Source organism: Kineosporia sp. NBRC 101731 (assembly GCF_030269305.1).
Classification (GTDB): Bacteria; Actinomycetota; Actinomycetes; order Actinomycetales; family Kineosporiaceae; genus Kineosporia.
The window spans coordinates 258671-284577 of sequence record NZ_BSTC01000005.1 but is presented as its reverse complement, the minus strand read 5'-3'; the positions used below and the strand labels follow the sequence as shown (position 1 = coordinate 284577).

At 70.4% G+C, this 25907-nt stretch carries 20 protein-coding genes; 8 read left to right on the top strand and 12 right to left on the bottom strand.

Annotated features, from left to right (window positions below; all coding sequences use genetic code 11):
- Positions 1–106: 106 nt before the first annotated feature.
- From QSK05_RS16800 to QSK05_RS16785, 4 genes are all read right to left on the bottom strand, one after another.
- On the bottom strand, positions 107–1456 hold the full coding sequence (locus QSK05_RS16800; RefSeq protein WP_285598170.1) for a GGDEF domain-containing protein: 1350 nt from the start codon (positions 1454–1456) through the stop codon (positions 107–109).
- 42 nt (positions 1457–1498) lie between these two features.
- Positions 1499–2341 (bottom strand): GNAT family N-acetyltransferase, encoded by an 843-nt coding sequence (locus QSK05_RS16795; protein WP_285598169.1) that lies wholly within the window; start codon positions 2339–2341, stop codon positions 1499–1501.
- A gap of 109 nt (positions 2342–2450) precedes the next feature.
- The gene (locus QSK05_RS16790) at positions 2451–3383 is read right to left on the bottom strand and encodes an FAD-dependent oxidoreductase (protein WP_285598168.1); all 933 of its coding nucleotides are present in this window, start codon (positions 3381–3383) and stop codon (positions 2451–2453) included.
- Complete coding sequence (locus tag QSK05_RS16785; RefSeq protein ID WP_285598167.1) at positions 3361–3615, bottom strand: FAD-dependent oxidoreductase; 255 nt, start codon at positions 3613–3615, stop codon at positions 3361–3363. The genes QSK05_RS16790 and QSK05_RS16785 overlap by 23 nt, the downstream gene beginning before the upstream one ends.
- Positions 3616–3976: 361 nt before the next feature.
- On the opposite strand from QSK05_RS16785, the gene QSK05_RS16780 reads away from it, so the two are divergent.
- The 3 genes from QSK05_RS16780 to QSK05_RS16770 are packed head-to-tail and all read left to right on the top strand — an operon-like array spanning position 3977 to position 6712.
- Positions 3977–4897, top strand: coding sequence for an amino acid ABC transporter permease (locus tag QSK05_RS16780; protein ID WP_352301651.1), 921 nt, complete (start codon positions 3977–3979; stop codon positions 4895–4897).
- The gene (locus QSK05_RS16775; RefSeq protein ID WP_285598165.1) at positions 4894–5652 is read left to right on the top strand and encodes an amino acid ABC transporter ATP-binding protein; all 759 of its coding nucleotides are present in this window, start codon (positions 4894–4896) and stop codon (positions 5650–5652) included. Before QSK05_RS16780 ends, QSK05_RS16775 begins: the two co-directional genes overlap by 4 nt.
- Positions 5653–5698: 46 nt before the next feature.
- Positions 5699–6712 (top strand): transporter substrate-binding domain-containing protein, encoded by a 1014-nt coding sequence (locus QSK05_RS16770; protein WP_285598164.1) that lies wholly within the window; start codon positions 5699–5701, stop codon positions 6710–6712.
- A 66-nt stretch (positions 6713–6778) separates the two neighbouring features.
- Here the strand turns inward: QSK05_RS16770 and QSK05_RS16765 are convergent, their stop codons facing one another.
- The 3 genes from QSK05_RS16765 to QSK05_RS16755 are packed head-to-tail and all read right to left on the bottom strand — an operon-like array spanning position 6779 to position 12214.
- Positions 6779–8320, bottom strand: a complete 1542-nt coding sequence (locus QSK05_RS16765) for a maltokinase N-terminal cap-like domain-containing protein (RefSeq protein ID WP_285598162.1) — start codon at positions 8318–8320, stop codon at positions 6779–6781.
- On the bottom strand, positions 8317–10092 hold the full coding sequence (gene treS / locus QSK05_RS16760) for a maltose alpha-D-glucosyltransferase (RefSeq protein WP_285598161.1): 1776 nt from the start codon (positions 10090–10092) through the stop codon (positions 8317–8319). The genes QSK05_RS16765 and treS overlap by 4 nt, the downstream gene beginning before the upstream one ends.
- A 1-nt stretch (position 10093) precedes the next feature.
- Complete coding sequence (locus QSK05_RS16755) at positions 10094–12214, bottom strand: alpha-1,4-glucan--maltose-1-phosphate maltosyltransferase (RefSeq protein ID WP_285598160.1); 2121 nt, start codon at positions 12212–12214, stop codon at positions 10094–10096.
- 493 nt (positions 12215–12707) lie between these two features.
- Between QSK05_RS16755 and glgP the strand changes: the two genes are divergently transcribed.
- Entirely contained in the window at positions 12708–15299 is a 2592-nt protein-coding gene (gene glgP, locus QSK05_RS16750; protein ID WP_285598159.1) for an alpha-glucan family phosphorylase, read from the top strand.
- 93 nt (positions 15300–15392) lie between these two features.
- A complete protein-coding gene (locus tag QSK05_RS16745) occupies positions 15393–16691 on the top strand; it encodes an OmpA family protein (protein ID WP_285598158.1) in 1299 nt (432 codons plus the stop codon).
- A gap of 36 nt (positions 16692–16727) precedes the next feature.
- On the opposite strand, the gene QSK05_RS16740 is transcribed toward QSK05_RS16745, so the two are convergent.
- From QSK05_RS16740 to QSK05_RS16730, 3 genes are all read right to left on the bottom strand, one after another.
- On the bottom strand, positions 16728–17450 hold the full coding sequence (locus QSK05_RS16740; protein WP_285598157.1) for a copper resistance CopC family protein: 723 nt from the start codon (positions 17448–17450) through the stop codon (positions 16728–16730).
- Complete coding sequence (locus QSK05_RS16735) at positions 17447–18238, bottom strand: YcnI family copper-binding membrane protein (protein WP_285598156.1); 792 nt, start codon at positions 18236–18238, stop codon at positions 17447–17449. Before QSK05_RS16735 ends, QSK05_RS16740 begins: the two co-directional genes overlap by 4 nt.
- Before the next feature lie 628 nt (positions 18239–18866).
- A complete protein-coding gene (locus tag QSK05_RS16730; protein WP_285598155.1) occupies positions 18867–19493 on the bottom strand; it encodes a hypothetical protein in 627 nt (208 codons plus the stop codon).
- Positions 19494–19719: 226 nt separating this feature from the next.
- Between QSK05_RS16730 and QSK05_RS16725 the strand changes: the two genes are divergently transcribed.
- Entirely contained in the window at positions 19720–20922 is a 1203-nt protein-coding gene (locus tag QSK05_RS16725; protein ID WP_285598154.1) for a hypothetical protein, read from the top strand.
- Here the strand turns inward: QSK05_RS16725 and QSK05_RS16720 are convergent.
- Positions 20910–21614: a copper resistance CopC family protein gene (locus QSK05_RS16720; RefSeq protein ID WP_285598153.1), complete on the bottom strand. Its 705-nt coding sequence runs from the start codon at positions 21612–21614 to the stop codon at positions 20910–20912. The genes QSK05_RS16725 and QSK05_RS16720 overlap by 13 nt on opposite strands.
- A gap of 149 nt (positions 21615–21763) precedes the next feature.
- Here QSK05_RS16720 and hutH point away from each other — a divergent pair, with 149 nt between their 5' ends.
- Positions 21764–23353 carry a histidine ammonia-lyase gene (gene hutH / locus QSK05_RS16715; protein ID WP_502879769.1) on the top strand — a complete coding sequence of 530 codons (1590 nt, stop codon included), beginning with the start codon at positions 21764–21766 and terminating at the stop codon, positions 23351–23353.
- Positions 23354–23413: 60 nt separating this feature from the next.
- Here the strand turns inward: hutH and QSK05_RS16710 are convergent, their stop codons facing one another.
- A complete protein-coding gene (locus tag QSK05_RS16710) occupies positions 23414–24625 on the bottom strand; it encodes a GNAT family N-acetyltransferase (RefSeq protein WP_285598151.1) in 1212 nt (403 codons plus the stop codon).
- A 256-nt stretch (positions 24626–24881) separates the two neighbouring features.
- On the opposite strand from QSK05_RS16710, the gene QSK05_RS16705 reads away from it, so the two are divergent.
- Positions 24882–25844 carry a helix-turn-helix transcriptional regulator gene (locus QSK05_RS16705; protein WP_285598150.1) on the top strand — a complete coding sequence of 321 codons (963 nt, stop codon included), beginning with the start codon at positions 24882–24884 and terminating at the stop codon, positions 25842–25844.
- The last annotated feature ends 63 nt before the right edge of the window (positions 25845–25907 follow it).

Genomic DNA, 25907 nt, shown 5'->3' with positions numbered 1-25907 from the left:
GCCCGCTTGCCTCCTCGTCGAGTGCGTCCACCACGTTGATCGCGGGGCCGGACTCGTAGGACATGTCAGGGAGACGCCCCCACCGCCCCGGGCGAGGTTCGCACGATTACGAAGGAAGGCGGCCGACCCCCGGAACGCCAACGGCATCGGCCATGGTCACGTGGTCACGCCCGAGCCGTTTGGCGGTGTAGAGCGCGGCGTCGGCGCGGTTCAGGAGCTGGTGCTGGGCCGCCTCCACCGACATGATGTCCGGGCCGTGGACACCGGCCCCTCCGACGCTGACGGTGAGCCGGACCGGAACCCCGTCCGCTCCGTCGGAGTCGGACAGGAGCCACGGGGAGGCCGCCACCGTCGACCGGACCCGCTCGGCCATCGCCGCGACCACCGAGACCTCGGCCCCGGGGAGCACCATGAGCAGCTCCTCACCGCCGTAGCGGCAGAGCAGATCGGGTGGGCGCAGCACCGAGCGGATGGTCGTGGCCAGGTGCCGCAGCACCTCGTCGCCCACGAGATGGCCATAGGTGTCGTTCACGGCCTTGAAGTGGTCGGCATCGATCATCAGCACACCGATGGGGGTGCCGGTACCACGGGCGTGCTCAAGGGCCTGGCGCAGTCGGCTCAGACCCTCACGCCGGTTGGACAGGCCGGTGAGCTCGTCCGCCCCGGCCTGGCGGCGCAGGTCCGCCTGCAGGTCGGCGGTGTACAGAGTCATGGCGAGCAGGTCGGCCACCAGTTCGACGATGCGTTCCAGTCCCTCGTCATCGCTCTGCGAGGTCTCGACCACGAGCAGCCCGGGCGCATCGCCGATGGAGAAGGAGGCACGGTGACGACGGGCCCCCGGGCCGGCCGCGACCAATTGCAGCGGATCGCAGTCCCGCGCACTGAGAACCTGCAGCCCGGAGGCGTCTTCGCGCACGATCGCCCCGGAATCGGCCGCGGTCGCCTCCAGAAGGGCGTCCAGCACGGCCCCGGCGACCCGTTCCGGGGCGCAGGCCCGTCCGGCCGCGACGGCCGCAGCACTGACCGAAGCAATGGCCCTCGCCACCGACTGGAACCGGAGCACCTCGGCGACCAGGTCGTTGTAGGCGATCGCCACCGTGCCGAGCTCGTCCTCCGAGTCCACCGGCAGCGTCCACCGTTCCCGGTCCCCCAGACCGGTGACGCCGGTGTCGGTGGCCACCGCCAGATGGCGTCCGGTGAGGTCCATCCCCCGGGCCAGCGCACGCATACGGCTGCCCACCACCGCCCGGGCCAGGAGATAGTTCACCCCGCCGACGAGCAGTCCCGCCCCCACGCACAGGGCCTGGAACGACCAGTGGAAAGCGACCCCGGACGGCACGCCCATCAGAACGAGAACCGGTGGGAAGACCAGTCCGACGAGCAGCCCGAAGGCACTCATCCACAACCCCAGATCGACGAACACCCGCCTGGTCAGGCGCCACCGCCGAGTCGACACCGTTGCCGATCGTCGTCCTGCCCCGCCACCTTGAGCCCGGCCCTACCGCGGCGTCCGGAACCCGAAGAACCCGGTCCTGCGCCGCCGGGCGAAACCCAGCGAAAGGTACAGCCGGATGGCATTCTCGTTCGAGGCGGCGGCATGCATGAGCGGGGTCTCGCCGCGTTCGCGGATGCCGTGCGCGACGGCCTTCACCAGCCGGGTGCCCAGGCCCTGCCCACGATAGGCCGGATCGGTGCAGACCGCGCTGATCTCCCTCCAGCCCGGTGGATGCAGCCGCTCCCCCGCCATCGCCACGAGCGCACCGCCGCGCCGGATGCCCAGATAGGTGCCCAACTGATACGTGCGGGGCTCGAAGGGGCCCGGGCGGGTGCGGGCGACCAGGTCGAGCATCTCGGCCACGTCGGCCTCCCCGAGCCGGACCGCCTCCTCGTCGGGAGCGGTGACCAGATCGTCCGTCGCCACCAGCTGTACCCCCTCGCCCTGCATCGCGATCTCCCAGCCGGCCGGCAGCGTCCCGGCGAGCGCCGGGCTGCCCGACAACGCCACGATCTGTCCCGGCCCGGCCAGTTCCGCGAGGTCACGCCAGATCTCGGGGTCCGGCACCGTCGACACGTTCGGCACGGCCACGAAGGGTGACACGTCGCGCGGGTAGCGGCGTGCCCGCCCGACCGATTCGGCGAAGTGGGTGTGCGGGCCGGTGAGCGAGGCCCACGCCGGGTTGTCGAGCGGGTGGACGTCGTGGTCACCATGGGCGCGCGGCGTTCCGGTCAGCGCAGGGACGCCCGGGGTGAGCGGGTGCGCAGAGCCACCAGAGGGGCCACCCGAGGTGGGGTCCCCGGATGCGGGGTCCCCGGATGCGGGGGCGGGCTGGACGGTGGTCATCGGGTCCTTTCGATCAGGTGTGGGCTCGGTGGGAACCAGTGCCGACTCGGGGCCGGCTCTGGACCGGCTCGGGACTGGTTCGGGACTGGTTCGGGGTCGGTGGACGAGGTCAGGCCGGCTGCGGCGCCCGGCGGGGACGGTCGAGGGCGAAGAGCGGGTCGGGACGTTTTCCGTCGACCGCGAGATCGGCCAGGATGCGGCCGATCTCGGGGACGAACTTGAAGCCGTGCCCGGAGAATCCGGCGGCCACGACGATCGGGCCGCGCCGGTCCAGCACGAACGTCTCGTCCGGGGTCGTGGTGTAGGTGCAGCTGATCGGTGCGGCGGTCGAGGCATCGAGACCGGGCAGCCAGGTGCGCACGTACTCCTCCAGCGCGGCCGCCAGTTCGGGGCGGGGGCGGAAGTCACGGCGGTCCGGGTCGACCCGCGGCCCGACGCCGTGAAAGCCGACCTTGACCCCTTCGCCGGGAGTGGCCAGACCGTAGATCCCGCTGTGGAACTTCTGAAAATTGTTCGCATCCGGGGCTATCCGGTGCACGAAGCTGGGCCAACCGGCCTCCCCGGCGACCGGTACGAAGTGCGCCGGCTGCTCCTGCGTCACCCGCAGCCGGGGCAGGGGCACCAGCCCGGCCAGCAGGTGCTCGGTCCAGGCCCCCGCCGCCACCACGACCCGGCGGGCCCGCAGAGGAAGCCGGTCGGGTTCGGTCTCGACCTCGACGCATCCGTCGTCGACCACCCGGATCCGCTGGACCCGGGTGCGGTGCAGCACCACCGCCCCCCGCTCACCCGCCGCGGACTGCAGCGCGGCGACGGCGTGGTCGGCGTGCAGCCGGCCGCTGCCCGGGTGGTACAGCGCGCGGCTGTCGACCCGGAGGCCGGGCCAGCGCACCTCGGCCTCCGCGGCGTCCAGCCAATGACTCTCCACCCCCTCGGCCTGCAGCCCGGCGTGCAGCCGGTCCAGATCGGGCGAACCGCCGTGGTCGACGCCGCCGGTGACAGTCAGCAGCGACGCACCCGACTCACCCTCGAGCTCCCGCCACAAACTCCCCCGCCCGCCGCGCCAGCCCGATGTGTAGCGGGTCGGGGTAGGACAACCGGAAGATGCGCGACGCCCCGTGCGAAGCCCCCTGCGTGTGACCGAGTTCGAACCGTTCCAGCAGCAACACGTCGAGCCCTCGCCCGGCCAGTTGCCAGGCCGCAGCCGACCCCATCGCACCACCGCCGACCACGATCACGTCCGCGTCGCGCCGATCACCCCTCGTCGCCGTTCCCACTGCGTCCACCTCCGAAGACCCGTCCTGTTCCGAACCCAATCATCACCGATTTGGTTGACAAAAGGTAATGGGCGTTTTAGCTTGCTTCGCAGAGTGATTCACCGCACCCGGGAGTCACCGTCGACGCACCGGTCACAGAGAGGGCGAGCCGTGAACTGTCAGCTCCGCCATGCCCTGTGCCGCACCCAGCACGTCGCCCCCGCGCCCGCCCGTCGCGCCTCCTGTTGTCGGATCTGACTGACCCTCAGCACTTCTGACTGCTCTGCAACACTTTTCATGCTTCACGCACGGTGCGCGCCATCATGCCCGCATCCCCCAAGGAGACGTTCCCGTGAGCGCCGATTCCTCCGTCGTACCCCGCCTGCAGGTTGACACCCCACCTCCCGACGACCTCCTGATCAGCCGACCCGTCGTCCGGTCCCGGCACCCCTGGCGCTGGGTCGCGACCGCCGTGGTCCTGGTCGTCACGGCCCAGGTCGTACACGGTCTGATCAGCAACCCCTTCTACCAGTGGGACCGATTCCGCTTCTGGTTCACGCAGCCGTCCGTCCTCGACGGCCTGCTGCTGACACTGGAGGTAGCGGTCTGGAGCGCGGTGCTCGGGCTGCTCGGCGGCGTGGTGCTGGCCCTGATGCGGCTCTCGGGCATCGCCCTGCTGCAGGCCGTGAGCTGGACCTACATCTGGATCTTCCGCGCCGTCCCGCTGATCGTGCTGCTGCTGTTCCTGTTCAACTTCTCCGCCCTCTACCCCCAGCTGAGCATCGGCATCCCGTTCGGCCCGTCGTTCTCCGACGTCGACACCACCGACCTGCTCGGCTACACGGTGATCGGCATCATCGGGCTGAGTCTCAACGAGGCGGCGTACGCGGCCGAGGTGGTGCGCGCCGGTCTGGCCTCGGTCGACCAGGGGCAGCACGAGGCGGCGAACGCCCTGGGGCTGAGCCGGGCCCGGCAGTTCCGCCGGATCGTGCTCCCTCAGGCGCAGCGCGCGATCGTACCGGCCTACGTGAACCAGCTCGTCGGCCTGATCAAGGCCAGCTCGCTGGTCTCCTACGTGTCACTGCTCGACCTGTTCGGCACCGTGCAGACGCTGGGCGCCACCTTCCCCGGTGACATCGTGCCGCTGCTGCTGGTGGCCACGGTCTGGTACGTGATCCTCACCAGCGTGCTCTCGGTGGTGCAGTACTACGTGGAGCGCCACTACGCCCGCGGTTCACAGCGCACGGTGCCCCCGACGCCCTTCCAGCGGCTGCGCACCATCACCCGGAAGAGGTTCGCATGAGCGAGAAGACAGCCGTCGAGATCCGCGGCGCCACGAAGTCGTTCGGCACCCACCGAGTGCTCGACGGCATCGACCTCGACATCCGGGCCGGGCAGGTGGCTGCCGTCATCGGGCCCTCCGGCGCCGGGAAGTCCACGCTGCTGCGCACCATCAACCACCTCGACCAGCTCGACCTCGGCTATGTCAAGGTGCTGGGTGAACTCATCGGTGTGCGCGAACACCGTGGCCGGCTGCACGAACTCGGCGACCGGGCGATCCGGCAGCAACGCTCGCGCATCGGTTTCGTCTTCCAGAACTTCAACCTGTTCCCGCACCTGACCATCCTGGAGAACGTGACCGAGGCACCTCGTGCACACCGGCGTCCCACGCCGGAGAAGAGAGCCCTCGAACTCCTGGAGAAGGTGGGCATCGCCGAGAAGGCGCACGCCTACCCTCGTCAGCTCTCCGGCGGGCAGCAGCAGCGGGCGGCGATCGCCCGGGCCCTGGCCCTGGAACCCGAGCTCATCCTGTTCGACGAGCCGACCTCGGCCCTCGACCCCGAGCTGGTCGGTGAGGTGCTTGCCGTGATCAAGGAACTGGCCCGCACCGGAACGACTCTCGTCATCGTCACGCACGAGATCGGCTTCGCCCGGGAGGTGGCCGACCTGGTCTTCTTCCTCGACGGAGGGCGCCTGGTCGAGCACGGCCCGGCCGCCGAGGTGATCGACAAACCGCAGCATCCTCGCACCCGCGAGTTCCTCGGCAAGGTCTTGTAACTCCCCCCCACATTCCCCACACCAGAACCATTTCCCGAGGAGAACCATGTCCACCCCCCGACGCCGTGCCCTCTTCACGGCCGCCCTGGCGCTGAGCGTTACCACCACACTGACGGCCTGCGGCGGCGACGCGGACGCCGACAGTGCCCCGGCCGCCACGAGCGGCACCTCGAAGGTGAAGATCGCGGTGGCCACCGGCGACCCGTACACCGAGACCACGATCGATGTGCCGGTACAGAGCGACATCCGCTCCCAGCTGCCCCAGAAGATCCTGGACAGCGGTGAACTGGTGATCGGCGTCGGCTCGCTGCCCTCGGGTTTCCCCCCGCTGGCGTTCACCGGCACCGACGCCAAGACGATCACCGGCGCCGAGCCCGACCTGGGCCGGCTGGTCGCCGCCACGCTCGGGCTCACCCCCAAGGTCTCCAACGTGACCTGGGAGAACCTCTTCGTCGGGATCGACAGCGGCCGCAACGACGTCGGTTTCTCCAACATCACCGACACCGAGGAACGCAAGGCCAAGTATGACTTCGCCTCCTACCGCAAGGACGAGCTCGGCTGGGAGGTGAACAAGGACAGCACCTGGAACTTCGACGGTGACTACCAGAACCTGGCCGGCCTGACCGTCTCCGTCGGCGCGGGCACCAACCAGGAGAAGATCCTGCTGGAGTGGAAGAAGAAGCTCGAGGCCGAGGGCAAGAAGCTCGAGGTGAAGTACTACACCGACCACAACGGCAGCGCGCTGGCCCTGGCCTCGGGCAAGATCGACGCCTATTTCGGCCCGAACCCCGGTATCCAGTACGCCATTGCCCGCGGCGCCGCGGGCAGCACCCCGACCCGCAGCGCGGGCACCTACTCGGGCGCCGGCGAGTCGCTGCAGGGTCTGATCGCGGCCACCTCGAAGAAGGGCAGCGGCCTGAACGAGCCGGTCGCCGCGGCCATCAACTATCTGATCGAGAACGGCCAGTACGACGCCTGGCTGAAGGCCTACAACCTCCAGAACGAGGCCGTCGAGAAGTCCGAGATCAATCCGCCCGGTCTCCCCCTCGACAACTCCTGAGAAGACACCCATGGTGGACGCGGACGTCCACCATGGGTGCCCCTCATCTCTGAGATCGTGCGGAAGTCAGCGGTGGACGCGGGACAGCAGACGCCCGACCGCCCGCAGCGGGACCTCGACCCAGCCCGGGCGGTGCCGGGTCTCGTAAACCACTTCGTACAGGGCCTTGTCGAGTTCCAGGGCCCGCAGCAGCGCACCGTCCTGGCGCGGGTCACGGCCCGCCTCGGTGGCGTACCCGTTGAGATAGGCCTCGCGGCACTCGCCGGCCCAGGTGGACGCGGCCAGCGAACGCGGGTCGTCGTCCGCGAGCCCGAGGACCGAGTGCCGGGCGGCGTAGTCGAACGAGCGCAGCATGCCCGCGACGTCGCGCAGGGCCAGATCGGGGTCACCACGCTCGGCCAGGGGCCGCAACGGTTCGCCCTCGAAGTCGAGCAGCACCCACCCCCGGCTCTCGGAGTACAGGGCCTGGCCCAGGTGCAGGTCACCGTGCACGATCTGCAGGTCGGGGGCCTCGCTCAGGCCGCTCACCTGATCGATCACGTCCCTGGCCGCGTCGGCGTACTCGGCCAGGGCCGGGGCCGCCCCCAGCGCCCAGTTCAGACGCTGGTGCAGGTGCTCGGCCAGCGCCGAGAGCGTGGCCGGGGTACTGGGCCGGGTCGGCAGGGCCGCCGCGAGCGCCGCGTGCACGGCCGCGGTGGCGGCGCCCAGCTGGGACGAGAGACCCGCGAAGGTCTCCCCGTTGGTGACGGCACTGGTGGCGACGCGCCAGCCGTCGGCACTGCCGGCGACGAACTCGGCCGCCGCGGACAGGTGTCCCCAGGCCGGCTGACCGCCGGGCTGCACCCACTCGCCCTCGACCCAGCCGACCAGCCGCGGCACCCGCTCGTTGCCGGCCCGGGCCAGGGCACCGGGCACCACCACGTCGGGGTTACGGCCGGGCTGCAGCACCCGGAACAGCTTGATCATCACCGGTTCCGAGCCGTCCGAGCCGTCTGCGCCGACGATGATCGAGGTGTTCGACTGCTCCCCCGAGAGCACCTTCGCGGCCCGGTGCGGATCCGGCGGGGCCTCACCGGCGCGACGCACACCCCGCACCCGGCTGCGCGGGGTGCCGGCCTGCGACATCGCCTCTCCCGAACCGGCGATCAGCTCGGTCCAGGCGGAGACGAAGTCCGGGTCGTGCGGCGCGTCGTAGACGTACCGCGGCCCGTCGGGCGTGCGCAGCTCACCGAGCAGCGCGTGGGCCAGGTCGGGCACCGGCTCGCTGCGGTAGGTCAGCGGAACCTGGTAGGTGGCGGCCCCGGTCGCCGTCGAACTGCCGGTGGCCGACTGGCCGGCCGGCAGCGCGCTGATCAGGTGCACGACGATGCCGACCTTGCGGTCGATGGCCGCCTGGGGTGCGAGCACCGCGGTGGGGAGTGCGAACTCCCCGGTCGCGGGCTCGACGTGCGACGGCTGCGGCACCGGCGGGACCAGCATGATCTGGCCCGCCGGCGACAGGGTCACCCCGCCGTGACCGGCCGAGAACCAGCGCTGCCGGGGCAACCAGCTGGCCAGCAGGCCGGCCACGTCGACGGCTCCCGTCGACGGACCGCCCGGCTCGTTCATCGGGCGGCTCCTGCGCTCGCGCTCGCGGCGACGGAATTCCCGATCGAGGGGGCGGTGGGGTCGATCGGCGGGGAGATCGACAGCCAGTAGAAGTCCCGGGACCCCATGCTGAGATTGAGCTCACCGTTCTGCGGCACCGGCTTGAACCCGGTCCCGCCGAAGATGTCGCTGATCTCGTGGTCGGCGGTCCAGTGCGGCAACGTCAGCGTGGTGGCCTGGGCCGTGCGGCTGAGGTTGTTGACGCACAGCAGGATCTCCGGGGCCGCCCCGGTCTCGGGGTCGCCCTGGTAGACCCGCAGGAACGCCAGAACTCCCGGGTTGTCGGCCTCGACCGCCTGGTACGTGCCCATGCCGAACGCCGGGTGATCACGCCGGATCTGCAGCATCGAGCGCACCCAGTTCAGCAGCGAGCTCGAGGTGGCCATCTGGGCCTCCACGTTCACCGCCGCGTAGTGGTACTGCAGTGACTGCACGGCCGGCAGGTAGAGCTTGCCGGGGTCGGCGGTGGAGAAACCGGCGTTGCGGTCGGGGGTCCACTGCATAGGGGTGCGCACCGCGTCGCGGTCGGGCAGCCAGATGTTGTCGCCCATGCCGATCTCGTCGCCGTAGTACAGCGTCGGGCTGCCCGGCATGGACAGCACCAGCGCGTGCGCCAGCTCGATCTCCGCGCGGGAGCCGTCGAGCAGGGTCGCGAGCCGGCGCCGGATGCCGATGTTGGCGCGCATGCGCGGGTCGGGTGCGTACCAGCCGTACATCGCGGCGCGTTCCTCGGTGGTGACCATCTCGAGCGTGAGCTCGTCGTGGTTACGCAGGAACGTGCCCCACTGGCCGTGCGAGGGGATGTCGGGGGTCTCGGCCAGGATGTCGATGATCGGCTTGGCCTTCTCGTCACGCAGCGCGTAGTAGATGCGCGGCATCACCGGGAAGTGGAAGCACATGTGGCACTCGGGCTCGTCCTCGGTACCGAAGTACTCGACGACGTCTTTGGGCCACTGGTTCGCCTCGGCCAGCATGATCCGGCCGGGGTACTCGTCGTCGATCGTCGTGCGCAGCTTGCGCAGGAAGTCGTGGGTCTGCGAGAGGTTCTCGCAGTTGGTCCCATCCTCCTCGAACAGGTAGGGCACGGCGTCGAGCCGGAAGCCGTCGATGCCCATGTCCATCCAGAAGCGGACGACGTCGAGGATCGCCTCCTGTACCGCCGGGTTCTCGAAGTTGAGGTCCGGCTGGTGGCTGAAGAAGCGGTGCCAGAAGTACTGCCGCCGCACCGGGTCGAACGTCCAGTTACTGGACTCGGTGTCGACGAAGATGATCCGCGCGTCCGAGTAGAGCTCGTCCGTGTCGCTCCAGACGTAGAAGTCCCCGTAGGGGCCCTCCGGGTCATTGCGGCTGGACTGGAACCACGGGTGCGCGTCCGAGGTGTGGTTGATCACCAGGTCGGTGATCACCCGCAGGCCCCGGGCGTGCGCCTGGGCCACGAACTCCTGGAAGTCCGGCATCGTGCCGAACTCCGGCAGCACGGCGCAGTAGTCGGCGATGTCGTACCCACCGTCACGCAGGGGCGACGCGTAGAAGGGGGGCAGCCAGAGGCAGTCGACACCGAGGGACTGGATGTAGTCCAGCTTGCCGATCAACCCGGTGAAGTCACCGGAGCCCGACCCGTTCGAGTCGGCGAAGGCGCGCACGAGCACCTCGTAGAAGACGGCCTTGCGGTACCAGTTGGGATCGTTGTCGAGACCGGGATGGATACCCGCGCCACCGATGTTCCTGGGCAACTCAGAGCCTCCTGACGTGGAGGACGTGGGCGGGCTGGAAGTAGGGGTCGAGACTGACGAAGTTGTGCTCCTGCCACGGGTAGGTCGTACCGGTGATCAGGTCTTCGACGATGAACCCGTCGAACCAGTCCAGGCCCAGGGCGGGCATGTTCAGGTGCACGATCGTCTCTCGGGTGGCGTGCGGATCGAGGTTGACGACGACGATGAGCACGTCCTCGGGGCCACCGGCCGTCTCCCTCGACTCCAGACGCCGCGAGTAACAGATGATCTGCTCGTCGTCGACGTCGTGGAACACGGTGTTGCGCAGGCGCTGCAGTGCCTTGTGGTGACGCCTGATGTCGTTCAGCCGCGTGATGTACGGCGCGATCGAGCGGCCGTGGTTGGCGCCGCCCGCCTCATAGCTCTTCCAGTCCCGCGGGCGGTACTGGAACTTCTCGCTGTCCAGATACTCCTCACGGCCCGGCAGGGGAGCGCCCTCACACAGTTCGTAGCCGGAGTACATACCCCAGCTCGGCGAGAGGGTGGCTGCCAGCACGGCCCGTAGCTTGAAGGCCGAGGGCCCCGCGTTCTGCAGGAAGTCGTGAAGGATGTCAGGTGTGTTTGGCCAGAAGTTCGGCCGCATGTAGTCCGCACTTGAGCCCGTGAGCTCGGTGATGTACTCGGTGATCTCTTCCTTGGTGTTCCGCCAGGTGAAGTACGTGTACGACTGGTGGAAACCGACCTTGCCCAGGGTCTGCATCATGGCGGGCCGGGTGAAGGCCTCGGCCAGGAAGAGCACCTCCGGGTGCTCGGCGTTCACCGAGCGGATCAGCCACTCCCAGAACGACACCGGCTTGGTGTGCGGGTTGTCCACCCGGAACACCTTCACGCCGTGACCGATCCAGTGCCGTACCACCCGCAGCACCTCGGCGCCGAGCCCGGCCGGGTCGTTGTCGAAGTTGATCGGGTAGATGTCCTGGTACTTCTTCGGCGGGTTCTCGGCGTAGGCGATGGTGCCGTCGGCGCGCGTGGTGAACCACTCCGGGTGTTCCTTGGCCCAGGGGTGGTCGGGCGCACACTGCAGCGCCAGGTCCAGCGCGATCTCCAGACCCAGCGCCGTGGCCGTGCTGACGAAGTGGTCGAAGTCGTCGAGCGTGCCCAGATCGGGGTGGACCGCGTCGTGGCCGCCCTCGTCCGAGCCGATGGCCCAGGGAGAGCCCGGGTCGGTCTCACCCGGTGTCAGCGTGTTGTTGGGGCCCTTGCGGTTGACCCGGCCGACCGGGTGGATCGGCGGCAGGTAGACGATGTCGAAGCCCATCGCCGCAGCGGCGTGCAGACGTTCCTCGGCCTGCCGGAACGTGCCGGAGATCCAGCGCCCGTTCTCGTCCAGCCGGGCCCCCTCGGAGCGGGGGAAGAGCTCGTACCAGGTGGAGTAGAGCGCCCGTTCGCGCTGCACCTCCAGGCGCAACACCGGCGAGGGCGAAACCAGGTCACGCAGCGGGCTCTCCGCCAGGGCGCCCTTCACCTGCACCGACAGGCCGGCGGCCAGGCGCTCGGAGACGGAACGGTTGCTGTTGCGCAGCACCGCCGCGGCCTCGGACAGGTTGAGCATCGGCTTGCGGCGCTGCTTGGTCTCCTTGACCGCGCGCTCCATCAGCCGGGCACCCTCCTCGAGCATCAGCTCGACGTCGACGCCCGAGCCGATCTTGATCACGGCGTCGTGTTCCCAGGTGCCGTACGGGTCGCTCCAGCCCTCCACCACGTACGACCACATCCCGATCCGGTCGGGCGTGAAAGTGGCGTGGTAACGGTCGGTCCCGGGAGCACCGGGAGTCATCCGGACCTCGCTGTGGCGTCTGCCCTCGGGATCGATGAGGACGGCGGTCGCGGCGACGGCGTCGTGGCCCTCGCGGAACACCGTGGCGCTCACCGCGATCGTCTCACCGGCCACGGCCTTGGCCGGCCAGCGACCGCCGTCGACATGCGGGGTCACCCCGGTGACGGGGATGCGGCCGATGCCCGGACGCCCGAGGACCACCGGCGCGTTCTCCCCCTTGCCCTCGGCGAGGTAGGGGGCGACGCTCGCGGGGAGCGCGGCGTCCTTGCCGTTGTAGTCAGGAGTCGTGCTCGCTCGTGTCTCCATAGGTTTACCCGTTCCCGCGACACCCGAAGTGCGGCCGATCTGATCAAAGCCACTGTGGAGGCTCATGGACGCTCCCGACGACCTTCCCGGCGAGGCGCCATCTCGACGGCCGGCCCCCCGCCTCTTCTGAACAACTTCCGACAAACAAGAAACAAGGCCTGCTGCGTACCAGACTCGACCATGGCGGGGGGTTCCCGCATTTCCACCGCGCCCCTTGACCCGAGCCGTACCCATCAGTTCACTGGTACGCCATCGAAAGACGGGATGAACCACCGGCGGGCCGGAAGCTCCGGTGACCGTCGGGCCACCACCACGAACCATGGTCGCGCCACGACAGCCCCTGGCCCAGATCCAACCAGACGGTAGTTTCAGGGTGATCACTGCGGTGCTTCAGAACCTATCGGCACGCCCGGACCGAAACTTCTTGCGAGTTGTGCAAGAGGTTCACACTGATGGCCGCGCACCGGAGCCCGGATGACCTAGGGTTGGCCCGGTGAGAGCGATCCGCAGATTCACTGTCCGGACCGTCCTGCCCGAGCCGCTCGCGCCCCTGGCCGAGCTCGCGAGCAACCTCCGATGGTCATGGCACCAGCCCACCCTCGAACTCTTCGCGTCGCTGAGCCCGGCCCGCTGGGAAGCAGCGCGCCGCGATCCGGTGGCGATGCTCGGGTCGTTCTCCCCGGAGGAGCTCCAGGCGCTCGCCGCCGACGAGGAGTTCGTCGCCCGGGTGCGGGAGGCCTCCGATGTCCTGCACACCTACCTCACCGAGCCGCGCTGGTACCAGACGCTCGCCCAGGAGCTCGCGGCCGAGAACCGTGAGCCGGCGCCCCGGTCCATCGCCTACTTCTCTCCGGAGTTCGGCATCACCGCGGTCCTGCCGCAGTACTCCGGCGGCCTGGGCATCCTGGCCGGTGACCACCTGAAGTCGGCCAGCGACCTCGGGGTGCCGATCGTCGGGGTCGGCCTGCTCTACCAGCGCGGATACTTCGAGCAGTCACTCACCCGCGACGGCTGGCAGCACGAGGACTACCCGGTGCTCGACCCGCACGAGCTGCCGATCTCCCTGCTGCGCGAGCCCGACGGCTCGCCCGCCGAGGTCACCGTGACCCTGGCCGGCGGGCGTCCCCTGGTCGCGCACGTGTGGAAGGCGCAGGTAGGACGCGTCCCCCTGCTGCTGCTCGACTCCGACCACGAGGCGAACGACGAGGCGGCCCGGGCCGTCACCGACCGGCTCTACGGCGGCACCCCCGAACACCGACTGCACCAGGAGATCCTGCTCGGGGTCGGCGGCGTGCGCGCCCTCCGGCTGTGGAGCCGGCTGTCCGGTGCCCCGGCGCCGGAGGTCTACCACACGAACGAGGGCCACGCCGGGTTCCTCGGCCTGGAGCGGATCAGCGAGCTGGTCGGCACCGGCCTGAGCTTCGACGAGGCGCTCGAGAGCGTTCGCTCCGCGACCGTCTTCACCACCCACACGCCGGTGCCGGCGGGCATCGACCGGTTCGCCCGTGAACTGATCATGAGCCACTTCGGGCCGGAGGCCGGTCTTCCCGGTCTGGACGTCGAGCGCGTCCTGGCGATCGGTGCGGAGAGTTACGAGGGCGGCGACCCCTCCGTGTTCAACATGGCAGTGATGGGCCTGCGCCTGGCCCAGCGCGCCAACGGCGTCTCGCAGTTGCACGGCGTGGTCAGCCGGGAGATGTTCGACGGTCTGTGGCCGGGCTTCGACCCGCCCGAGGTGCCGATCACCTCGATCACCAACGGGGTGCACGCGCCCACCTGGGTCGACCACCGGATGATCGAGCTGGCCGAGAAGCACATCGGCCCGCAGATCCGCACCGAGGCCCGGGCCTGGGAGGAGATCGCCAAGGTCCCCGACGCGCAGCTCTGGGCCACCCGCCGTGACCTGCGCGCCGACCTGGTCACCGAGGCCCGGCAGCGGGTGCGCGCCTCCTGGCTCAAGCGCGGCGCCAGCAACGCCGAGCTGCACTGGATCGACGGCATTCTCGATCCGGACGTGCTCACGGTCGGTTTCGCCCGCCGGGTGCCCACCTACAAGCGGCTCACCCTGATGCTGCGCGACCCCGAGCGCCTGAAGCGCCTGCTGCTGCACCCGGAGCGCCCCGTGCAGCTGGTGATCGCGGGCAAGTCGCACCCGGCCGACGAGACCGGCAAGCGGCTGATCCAGCAGATGGTGCGCTTCGCCGACGAGGCCGAGGTACGGCACCGCATCGTCTTCCTGCCCAACTACGACATCGCGATGGCCCAGTCGTTGTACCCGGGCTGCGACGTCTGGCTGAACAACCCGCTGCGTCCCTTCGAGGCCTGCGGCACCAGCGGTATGAAGTCGGCCCTCAACGGAGGGCTCAACCTTTCGGTGCTCGACGGCTGGTGGGACGAGTGGTTCGACGGGGAGAACGGCTGGGCCATCCCGACCGCCGACGGGGTGGAAGACCCTAACTACCGTGACGACCTCGAAGCCGCGGGCCTCTACGACCTGCTCGAGAACGAGGTGGCGCCGCGCTTCTACGACCGCGACGCCGAAGGTCTGCCCCAGCGCTGGCTGTCGATGGTGCGGCACACCTTCTCCTCGCTCGGGCCGAAGGTGCTCGCCAGCCGGATGGTGGCCGACTACGTGCGCCAGCTCTACCTGCCCGCCGCGAACGCCGGCCGGGCCACCACCCCCGAACGGGCCCGTGACCTGGCCGCGTTCAAGAGCCGGGTGCGCGCGTCCTGGCCCGGGGTGCGGGTCGAGCACGTCGACTCCTCCGGGCTGTCCGACTCGCCGCAGGTCGGCGACGAGATGAGCGTGCGGGCCGTGATCTCCCTGGACGGGCTGACGGCCGACGACGTCGAGGTGCAGGTGGTGCACGGCCGGGTCTCCCCGGAAGACCGGATCACCGACTTCGTCGTGCAGGACCTGCTGTACTCCGGCCCCGCTGACAATGATCCGGCCGACGGCCGGCATGTCTTCGAGGGCCGCCTGAAACTGCGCCGCACCGGCCCGTTCGGCTACACCGTGCGGGTGCTGCCGAAGCACGAGGGCCTGGTGGCCCCGGCCGAACTGGGGCTGGTCACCAACGCCTGAGGAGAGCACCGGTCGGGACGATCGTGTGCATTCCTTGCGCTCCGGCCGCAAGGAATGCACACGATCTCTGGCCTCCATCAGGTATTAGCCCCCTTGCGCACTGCGTACGGTTACGGGCAGTCTGCGGAGCGTGCCCGCACCCATCAGCCGTTCGCCCCGGTGAACGAGGCGCCGCCTCGCGATCACGGGTCCCCTGGGCCCGGCTTCGCGCTCCACGGGCCCGACCCTCTGGAGACGGTGCGCGACGCGATCCTCCGGCGCGATCCCGGCGACTTCGTCCTCTGCTTCACCCTCGACGGCCGGTTGCGCGTGCCCCGGCGCGAGGGTGACATCGTCGTGCGGGGCCGCGACGATCTGGACCGGGCCGCCCGGGATGTGCGGCTGATGATCCAGGAGCTGTCCTGGACCCCGTCGCGGCGCTTCGTCTCTTCCGGCGAGGTGACCGAGGAGGCTGTGGTCGTCGTGCACCAGCGGGTCCGGCCGGGCGGGCGGACGACCGCTCCCCCGTCCGGTCTCGAGGAACTCCGGGTGCCCCTGCGGGTGGTCGCCGTCCTCGAACCCGACGGGCTGATCAGCAGTCTCACGGTGTGGCTGGACTGGGCGGCGCTGTCCGATCCGCAGGGCACCGCCTCCGCCGAGGGGGCCGCCAGCGCCCTGGTCACCCTCGCGCGCTCCCGTGACGACCGGGGCCTGCGGGTGCTGCAGACCCCGCCCGCCCCGCTGATCGAGCCCTTCCGGCCCGATCCGGAGCCCAGCGCTCCGGGCCGGCCCAGACCGATGGGCCGAGGTGCCCTCTGGTGGGCGCTGCACCGTAACGCGCTGGCCGGTGGGCTGATGGCTCTCGCCGCCGTGCTCGTGGTGGGCTGGGTCGGGCTGGTCGTGCTCGCTCCCGCGCGAGAGCGGCCACCGGCGTCGGACGGCGCCTTGAAGGCGGCCGACAGCGTCACGGATCCGGGCGGCCGGCAGATACGGGACCGCCCGGCCCCGGTGGTGTCATCGCCGGATCCGGGCGTACCGCCGACCGTTCAGGAGGGTCAGGAGATCACGTTCCTGTCCGACGTGCTCTTCCCCTCCGGCTCCTTCCGGCTCTCGCCACGGGCCCACGGCCGCCTGGAACAGCTGGCCGCCCAGATCCGCGAGACCGGGGTGCGGGGCCGGATCCAGGTCAACGGGTACACCGACAGCATCGGTAGTGATCAGCTGAACCTGGACCTGTCCCGCCGGCGGGCGAGCGCCGTGGCCACCGCGCTGAGCCGTGAGCTCCGGGGTGTCGACGTGAAGCTGCTGGTGCAGGGTTTCGGCGAGACCAGCGCCCGCGCCGACAACTCGACCGAGGCCGGCCGGCGGCTGAACCGGCGCGTGATCGTGGTGCTACCTCTCGCCCCGCCCTGATGCGGTGCCCCCGCGGGCACCGCATCAGGGGTGGAATCAGTTCTCTCTCGAGCGTTTCGGCGCGAGCACGAACAGGTACGCCACCGCGCCGATCACCACGAGCGCCAGCACGAGCAGCGTGATGATGAGGACCGGTGAGGTGCCGCCGTCCTCGGTCTCGGTCGCCGCTGTGGCAACGGTGGTTCCGGGGGCCGCCGCCTCCGTCCCGGTCGCGGCGGACGACGGCTCGGGTGACGCGGTCGACACCTCGTCGCCCTTGCGCGCGGTGAAACCGAACTCGCCGGAAATCGGGTGACCGTCGGACGAGGTCACCCGCCACTGCACGGTGTAGTCACCGGCGGGCCGTCCCGCCGAGACCTCCTGCGTGACCCGGTTGTCCACCACCTTCGGCTTGCCGCTGGTGATGTCACCGCCCGGCCCGACGACCCGGACCGCCGAACCGAGCGCCAGCGGCGTGGCGCTGAAGTCCAGAACGATCTCGTCGGGCACGGTCTGAACGGTCGAGCCGTCGGCCGGGTTGGTCTCGTCGAGCTGGTCGTGGGCCAGGGCCGGGCCCGCCCCGAGCACGAGACCGGAGAGCACCAGGGCCAGCACGGCGGCGAACCGTTTTCCCGGAGTCCGTTGCGGAAGGAACCGCCACGGCGAGGAGATGCCCACTACCTGTCCGGCCGGGCCCGACGCGGCCGGTTGGCCATCGGGTGCCCCGCGATCGGCCCGGCCGTCCGGCACCGGGCCGGTACCGCCGTTCCGGATCGTCACACCGAGCTCCCGGTCTTGCCGGTCGAGCCGGTCGTGTTGGTCGAGCCGGCGGCGGTCAGGGTGGCCACCCGGCGCCAGGCGAGAGCCGCCAGCAGCAGCCCGATCACACCGACGGCCAGGCCACCGGCGCCCAGCCAGCGGGCGGCGGAGTCGGAGCTGCTCTCGTCCGTGGTGTGCTCGGTGGTGTCGGCTGCGGATTCAGCGGCAGCGGTGGTGCCGTGGTGGTCGTCCGCCTCGGCCGCGGTGACCTCGAACGACGGCATCGGGCTCTCCGGCTCTTCCTCACCCTCGACGGCCGGCTCGCTCCAGTCCGAGACCTTGCCGTCGGAGTAGGTCTGCTTCACCGGCAGGCCGATCGTGGTGCCTTCCTTCGGCAGCGGACCCACCGAGATCGAGAACTCCTGGTACTCGCCCGGGTTGATCGCTGTTCCCTTGTCGGCGGTCCAGGTGACCGTGCTCGCGGCCTTGGTCACCGTCGTACCGTCCAGATCGACGGGCTTCGGCAGATCCTCCTGGGTGACCTCGGCCTTCCAGCCCGGCACCGGCTTGGTCATCACCGAGGTGAACGGCGTGTCCGTGGGCAGGCTGACCTCGACCGAGGTGGTGCCCGCGGTGTCCGACTCGTTCGGCACCCGGAAGGTCAGCCGCGAGTAGCCGCCCTCGGCGGTGCTGTCCGGCGTGACCCGCACGTGGGCCTGAGCGACGGCCGCACCGGCGACGCTGATCGTGGCAGCGGCGAGAAGAGCGGCTCCGGCCCGGACGGCCAGGGGGATGCGTGACTGCGACATGTGTTCAGAATCTTTCTGGAAAGCAGCGAATGATGGACGACGCGCAGACTCCGGCGCCCAGGCGCCAGGGACATCTCCGGTCGGGAAATCTTGGTCGGTAACTGAACTCGTCTTCCGGAACGGCATCCGGCCCCTCGGCCTCGTCCCTGTTCCGGGAAAGGCCGGGAAAGGGTGCTCCCCAGGATCGGGAGCACCGTCCGGCAGAAGAGCACCGTCGGGCAGGGGAGCACCGTCCGGCAGAAGAACCGGGGGTCGCAGGATCACGAGCGAGGAGGCCGCCGGGTACACCCGGCGGACCTGCGCCGGCACTTCCGTGACCGAGACCGCCTCACGCATGACCGAGGCTGCCTCACGCATGACCGAGACCGCTTCACGCATGACGTAGTGCGGTGGCCAATCTTCGTGGTCCCCGCACTAGGCCGCCTCGGGCCTGCCTGGGCGACCTCGCGCGAGATCGAAAGGGCTTCGCGCGTGACCGGGGAAGATCAGTGCGACCGAGCCGCACCGATGTTCCCCGGTAATGCCCGGTTCCCTGCCACAGCCCGGTTGCCCGCCACTACCCAAGGACCGGCCGACACCGTCGGACGGTGCCACCGCAAGGTGCCCCTCCGGTCTGGACGGGGGCTCTTCAGAAGACGAGTGACCGGGCGGGTGGCCCGCGCCGGCGCACGCTGCGGCGCGGCACATCGGCCAGCGGCAGCAGGGCCTCACGGAGCAGCACGGGGAGGGGGCGCACCGCCGGGGGTGGCGTCACGACCCGGGGCAGCGCCAGACGGTGGCTCAGGTTGCCCGTCAGGGCCCAGACCACGGCCTCGCCCCGCGCCAGCAAAAGGGCCAGCAGCAGAACGGCGACGGTGTGGGCCGTGAACATGCGCGGCGACATGGCGAACATGTCGGAGGCCTGGTGGCCGGCCATGGCCGAGTCGCAGGTCGTGAGCGACGCAGCCCCGTAGCCCGTGACGTGGGAGGACAGGTGGCGCCCGGCCATGCGGCAGCCGTCGGACATGATCGCGGCCATCAGCGCTACGTGCAGCACGATCTGGGTGACGCCCAGACCCAGCACCAGCGAGACCGCCCCGCGGCGCCGGGCCGCGAGCAGGTTGACCACGAGCATGACGGCCGGGACACAGAGCACGGCCACGGGCAGACTGACCCGCTCGCCGCCGGCGGCGTGGGCAGCGACAGCCAGGCTGACGGCGGTCAGCGAGAACATCGCCGACCGGGCCAGCCGGATCGCACCGCGCGCCGGGGTCATGGGGCAAACCCTAACCGGCGCTACCGACAATCCCGGCTCAGGTCTGGGTCAAGAGCAACACAGGCTTACGGACGCGACGCCAGGGACAGGAAGGCCATGGACGGCTGAGTCGAACGGCCGATATCCGAATCCGACTTCGTGTCCACCCTGGGTAATCACCGATCACAGCGCGTTGATCTTTAGGCTCCGCTGGCATCCGTTCCTGCCGAAAGGGCCTACGTCACCGATGAGCGCCGCGACCCGCCCCGAACCCGCACCGGCCAAGGCCACATCTTCTCCCGAAGGCAGCGAAGCGGGAGGAGCAGAGCCTTTTTCGCCAGGAACCAGCCAATCCCGGGCGCCCCTGCTGCCGGCCCTGACCGGCCTGGCCCTGACCGCCGCACCGTTCGCGGTCGTGGGCGGGACGGGCCCCCTGACCGGCCTCACCGGGCCCGTGCCCAGCGGCTGCAGCGTCGCCCTCGACCTCTTGCTCGTGCTCTGCGGCGTCACCCTGGCCTGGCACCGTCCGCCGGGCCGCCGCCGGTTCTGGCATCTCGGGGTGACGCCTCTGCTGGGCGGCCTGTCCCTGCTCAGCGGTGCGGCCCTGCTGACCGTGAACGATCCGGTCACGGCGGCCCCCTGGATGCCGATCGGGCTGACCGCCGCGGGAAGGGCCCTCGCCGGGATCGGCACCGGAACCCTGACGGTGTACTGGTTGCGGGCGAACACCGGGTCGCTGGCCTTCCCGGCCCACGGTCCCTCACGCGCCGACCGGATCCGCACGTCCCGCAGCGCACCCCTGCTCGCCCTCACCGGCCTGATCCTCTGCGGCGTCCGGACCGACGTGCTCACCGCGGTCTATCTGCTGCCCGTGTACCTGCTCTCGGCCTGGCTGGTCGCCACCCTGATCCGCGCCCCGCACTCCCCGCTCACCCGGGCGCTCGACGCCCTGGGCCGCCTACCGCGACGCCGGGCCGCCACGACCCCGGCGCGACCCGATCCCGCCGCGCCCCCGGCGCGACCCGACACCGGCGCGACCCCCGCACGAGCCGACACCGCCGGGAACCAGGACCGGTCCGCCTCCGCCGGGAAGTCCTCCGTGGTGGACGTGCGCGTCATCGCGCCGGCCGGGGCCGACGTCTCTCGACCGGACAGCCACGATCAGCCGGGCGCAGACGGCGATCGGGAATCCGGCGGAACCACGACGGCCCCGCCCGACCCGCGTTCCACCCAAGCCGGGCCGACCGCGGCCGCCGTGACCGGCGTCCATCATCCGAAAACCGAAACCGAAACCGACGACGGAACCGAAACCGGCACCCACACAAAGGTCTCACGCAGCGGCCGGACGATCGACCTGGACCGGATCCCCGCCGAACTGAAACTGCTCCCCCTGCCCCGGCGAGCGGGACGGAAGGAGCAGCCGGAGAACGCGCCGGATCAGGCCGAGTAGACGCCGTTACGGGTCTGGATGGTCAGCCGCTCGTGGCCGGTCTGCGGGTGCCGGCGGCTGACCAGGCCGGCCGCGATGACCAGCAACGCCCCCAGCCCCAGCGCGGTCAGCGGGAACCCGTACGAGACATCGCCGTTCGCCGGCGGGTCGGGGCGATCCAGCACCGGTGCGGCCGTCACGTCGCCGTCGCTGCGCCACGGGTCCTTGACCGACGGGGAGGGAACCACCGGCCCGGCCGGGGACGAGACCGTCACCTCCGGCACCGGCCGACCCGGGATCAGGGGGTCGTTGTTGGGATGCCCCGCCGTGAAACGGAAACGACCCGAGAGCTTGTCGCCGTTCTCCGCCACCGCCGACCAGTCGACCGTGTAGGCCCCGTTGGGAGCACCCGTCACGACCGAGCGTCGCAGCGTCCTCGAGCTGGTCGAGACCTTGCCCACGCCGACCTCACCGGTGCTCGCGTGGATGCTCATCGAGGCACCCGCCCCCTGCAGGTCCGTACTGAACGTGACCGACACGGCGTAGGGCGCGAACTTCACCACCTCGCGAGGAGGACTGACGCCCACCACCTCGGCCCCGGAATCAGCGAAAGCCGTTCCCGCCGAACCGAAGATCAGCCCTGCGCCGGCGGCGGCCAGAGCCGTCGCCGACCGGAGTCCACCACACCCGTCGCTCACTCTCAGCCACAACATGACAACAGAATGTCACCTATCGACGAGGGTGCGGAGCCCGAATCGCCGGAGCCCGATTCACCGAACAGCGGATATCTCAGGGATCACACTGGCCCCGCCAGGCAAGCAGTCAGACAAGCCGTCGGACAAGCACAGAACTTGCCCCGAAGATGGCGACGCGGTCGAATCACGCCGTGACGACTATCCCTGCCCCAGAAACCCGTGCACCGGTCGAGCTGGGCATCGGCCCGCTGACGATGGACGACGTCGTCGCCGTCGCCCGCCACGGTGCCCGGATCGAGATCAGCCCGACCGCACTGACGGCGATCACCCAGTCCCGCGCCGTGATCGCGGCGCTGGCCGAGGACGCCGAGCCGCACTACGGCATCTCGACCGGCTTCGGCGCACTGGCCACGACCTTCATCCCCCTCGAGGCCCGCGCCCAGTTGCAGGCGGGCCTGATCCGCTCACACGCGGCGGGCGCCGGCCCGGCGGTGGAGACCGAGGTGGTGCGTGCGCTCATGCTGCAGCGCCTGTCCACCATGGCGACGGGCCGTACCGGCGTGCGCCCGGAGACCGCCCAGACCTACGCCGCTTTGCTCAACGCGCAGATCACCCCGGTCGTGCACGAGTACGGATCGCTGGGCTGCTCGGGTGATCTCGCTCCTCTGGCCCACTGCGCGCTGGCACTGATGGGCGAGGGACCGGTGACCGACGCGGACGGCAACACCATGACCGCCGGGCAGGCCATGGCGGTGGCGGGCATCGAGCCGCTGCACCTGGTCGAGAAGGAGGGCCTGGCACTGATCAACGGCACCGACGGGATGCTCGGCATGCTGGTGCTGGCCCTGCACGACCTGACCGGGCTGGTCACCGTGGCCGACCTGTCCGCGGCCATGAGCGTCGAGGCACTGATGGGCACCGACGCGGTGTTCGCCGCCGACCTGGCCCGGCTGCGCCCGCACCCGGGCCAGCAGTCCTCGGCAGCGAACCTTCGCGCCCTGCTCGAGGATTCGCCGATCATCGACAGCCATCGGGGCCCGGAGTGCACCCGCGTGCAAGATGCGTACTCACTGCGCTGCGCCCCGCAGGTGCACGGCGCAGTGCGCGACACCCTGGAACACGCCCGGCTGGTGGCCCTGCGCGAACTCACCTCGGCCATCGACAACCCGGTGGTGACGCACGACGGCCGGGTCGAGTCCAACGGCAACTTCCACGGCGCCCCGGTGGCCTACGCCCTGGACTTCCTCGCGATCGCGGTCGCCGACCTGGCCAGCATGAGCGAGCGCCGCACCGACCGGCACCTGGACGCCAGGCGCAACGACGGCCTGCCCCCGTTCCTGGCCCAGACCCCGGGCGTGGACTCGGGTCTGATGATCGCGCAGTACACCGCGGCCGGGATCGTGTCGGAGCTGAAGAGACTGGCGGCCCCGGCCTCGGTGGACTCGATCCCGTCCTCGGCCATGCAGGAGGACCACGTCTCGATGGGCTGGCACGCCGCCCGTAAACTGCGTAAGGCCGTGGACGGCCTGCGCGACGTGCTGGCGATCGAGTTGATGACCGCGGCCCGATCGCTGGACCTCCGGGCGCCCCTTCAGCCCGCGCGGGGCACCGGCGCCGTGCGTGACCTGCTGCGCACCGGGGTCGAGGGGCCCGGGCCGGACCGCTTCCTGGCTCCCGAGATCGGCTGGGTGAGCGCGGCGATTCGCTCGGGTGCGGTACTCGAGGCGGCTCGGGGAGCGGTGCCCGGGCTGCATTGAGGACGAGGGTGAGGGTGGGGGTGAGCCTCACCCTTTCTTGTTCGGTTTTGGGGGGGGCTTTCAGAACATCGTGCCGCTGAAGGGGGCCCGCCTCAGGCCGAACAGGTGGTCTGCACGGGTCAGACCCTCGTCGTCGTGCACGGCGATGCGACCGGCCTGGGCCAGCTGCCAGAAGCAGGTGCCGCCCAGGTAGGTGCAGGCCAGCTGGGACACGTCGAGCGTGATGTCCGGCCGCCGGTCGGTGCGGGCCACGCCGTCGGCGGAAACCAGGTAGCGGCCGGTGTTCTCACGCAGCAACGCGTCACGCACCTCCAGCACGGCCTCGCCCGGGGCCCGGTAGGTGCGGGCGCGCAGAGCCGCCTGCACGTCGACCAGCCGCAGCCAGGTCTCGTCGCGCACGGAGTGGGTGTTCACGGCCCGCTCGTCGGTGAGCAGCTTCTCCAGCGAGTGATCCACCGGCATCGGGTCGAGCACCACCCGCTGCAGCAGGTCGATCGACAGCAGGTACCGCATCAGCCCGAAGTGCGCGCGTGAGGTGCTGGCCACGAAGTCGCCGACCACGATGCCGCGGTCTTTCGAGCGGAACCAGGCGGTCGTGTCCTCGGGCTTGTAGATCGCGAAACCGTCTTCGTGACCGGGGATACCGTGCACGACGGCATAAACGTGCTCCTGGCTCAGCTGACGCATGTGAGCCTTGGCACGCCACCAGTAGCTCGACCGGTCGATGGCCCCGACCCAGTTGGCGCCGGCGTAGATCCGGGCCAGCAGGTCCTGGTCGGCGCGCTCGCGCAGGTCGATCAGGCGCACGTCACCGCCCTGGGGCACGCCGACCCGGAACTGCGCCCGGGGCACGGTGATATCCACCGCGGCCACGGCGCTGGCGATGCCGAAACCCCAGCGCTCGTAGATCGTGGCCTCGCTGGCCCGCAGACTGGCCAGGATCTCGCCCCGGGCCAGGCACTGTTCCAGCTGGTTCCGCACCAGGGCACTGGCCAGGCCGCGCCGGGTGTGGGTGGGCAGCACACCGACGTCGGTGACCGCGGCCTGCGGCACCTTCCGGCCGCCGGGCACGATCATCCAGCTGGTGAACGAACTGGCCGTGCCGACCAGCCGCTCCCCGGGCAGGTAGGCCCCGACCGTGCGCCCGGGCTCCATGAACGTGTGCTGCTTCTCCGCGTCCGCCCGCGGCAGCCCGACCATCGCGGTCAGGAACACCTCCAGCGACCGGCCGATCTCCTGCGCGTCGGTGAGCACCCTGATCTCGTGTTCCACAACCCGACGCTAGCCCGGTGATCACCGTTACTCCCGGCGACCCACCCGGTTGCCCACCGAAGCCCAGGAGAACCGCCCCCTCCGCCGAGCCCCGGCGTCCCCCGAGCAACCTGTCGTGATCATGCAAAACCTCCCCAGAGTTCTAGAACTCCTCGCCGCACAGTTCTAGAACGCCGGGGAGGTTTTGCATGATCACGGAAGTGAGGGGAGCTGCATCAGGAACGGATCGTTCCGCTTGCCGTGTCACGCTGACGGTATGGCCGAGACCTCCAAGCGCCTGCTCACGTTGCTGTCGTTGCTGCAGACGCCCCGCGAGTGGTCGGGACCGGAGCTGGCCGAGCGACTGGGCGTGAGCACCCGCACGATCCGGCACGACGTGGAGCGGCTGCGCTCCCTCGGTTACCCGGTCAACGCGACCCGGGGCTCGGTGGGCGGGTACCGGCTCGGGGCCGGCGCCTCCCTCCCTCCCCTGCTGCTGGAGGACGACGAGGCCGTCGCCATCGCGCTCAGCCTGCGCACGGCCACGGGAGCCGGGCTCGAGGAGAGTGCACTGCGCGCCCTGATGAAGCTCCAGCGGGTTCTGCCGGCCCGGCTGGGGCGGCGGGTGGACGCGCTGACCGCCTTCACCGTGCGGGTCGCGCCGGGTGCCGGGTCGGCACCGGGCCCGGTGGCCGACCCGGCCGCGCTGTCGCTGCTGGCCTCGGCCTGCCGGGACCATGAGCGGGTGCGCTTCACCTACGCCGACCACGCGGGGGTGACGTCGCAACGGGCCGTCGAGCCGCATCGCCTGGTCAGCTGGGGCCGGCGCTGGTACCTGGTGGCCTGGGACCTCGACCGCGACGACTGGCGCACCTTCCGCGCCGACCGCCTGAGCGACCCGATCGCGGTGGGTGCCCGGTTCACCGGCCGCGAGGTTCCCGGTGGCGATGCGGCGGCCTTCGTCAAGCAGAGGACGCGGTCGGTACCGTGGGCGGTCACCGCGTGTCTGCGGGTGTTCGCGCCGGCCACCACGATCAGTGAGCGGCTGGGTACCGCGGCGGAATCGGTGGAGGCGGACGGCGACGACCGCTGCGTGGTGACGATCGGCGGCTCCGACCCCGAGGCGATGGCACCGTGGCTCGGGCTCATCGGGGCCGACTTCGAAGTGCTCGGCCCACCGGAGCTGACGACCGCGGTATCTCGCCTCGCACAGCGTTTTCAGCGAGCTGCGGGTGACTGATCCCTTACACGGTGCGGTTTTCCGTTAGGGGGATGTGAAATCGTTGCCCCTTTTCTCAACTGA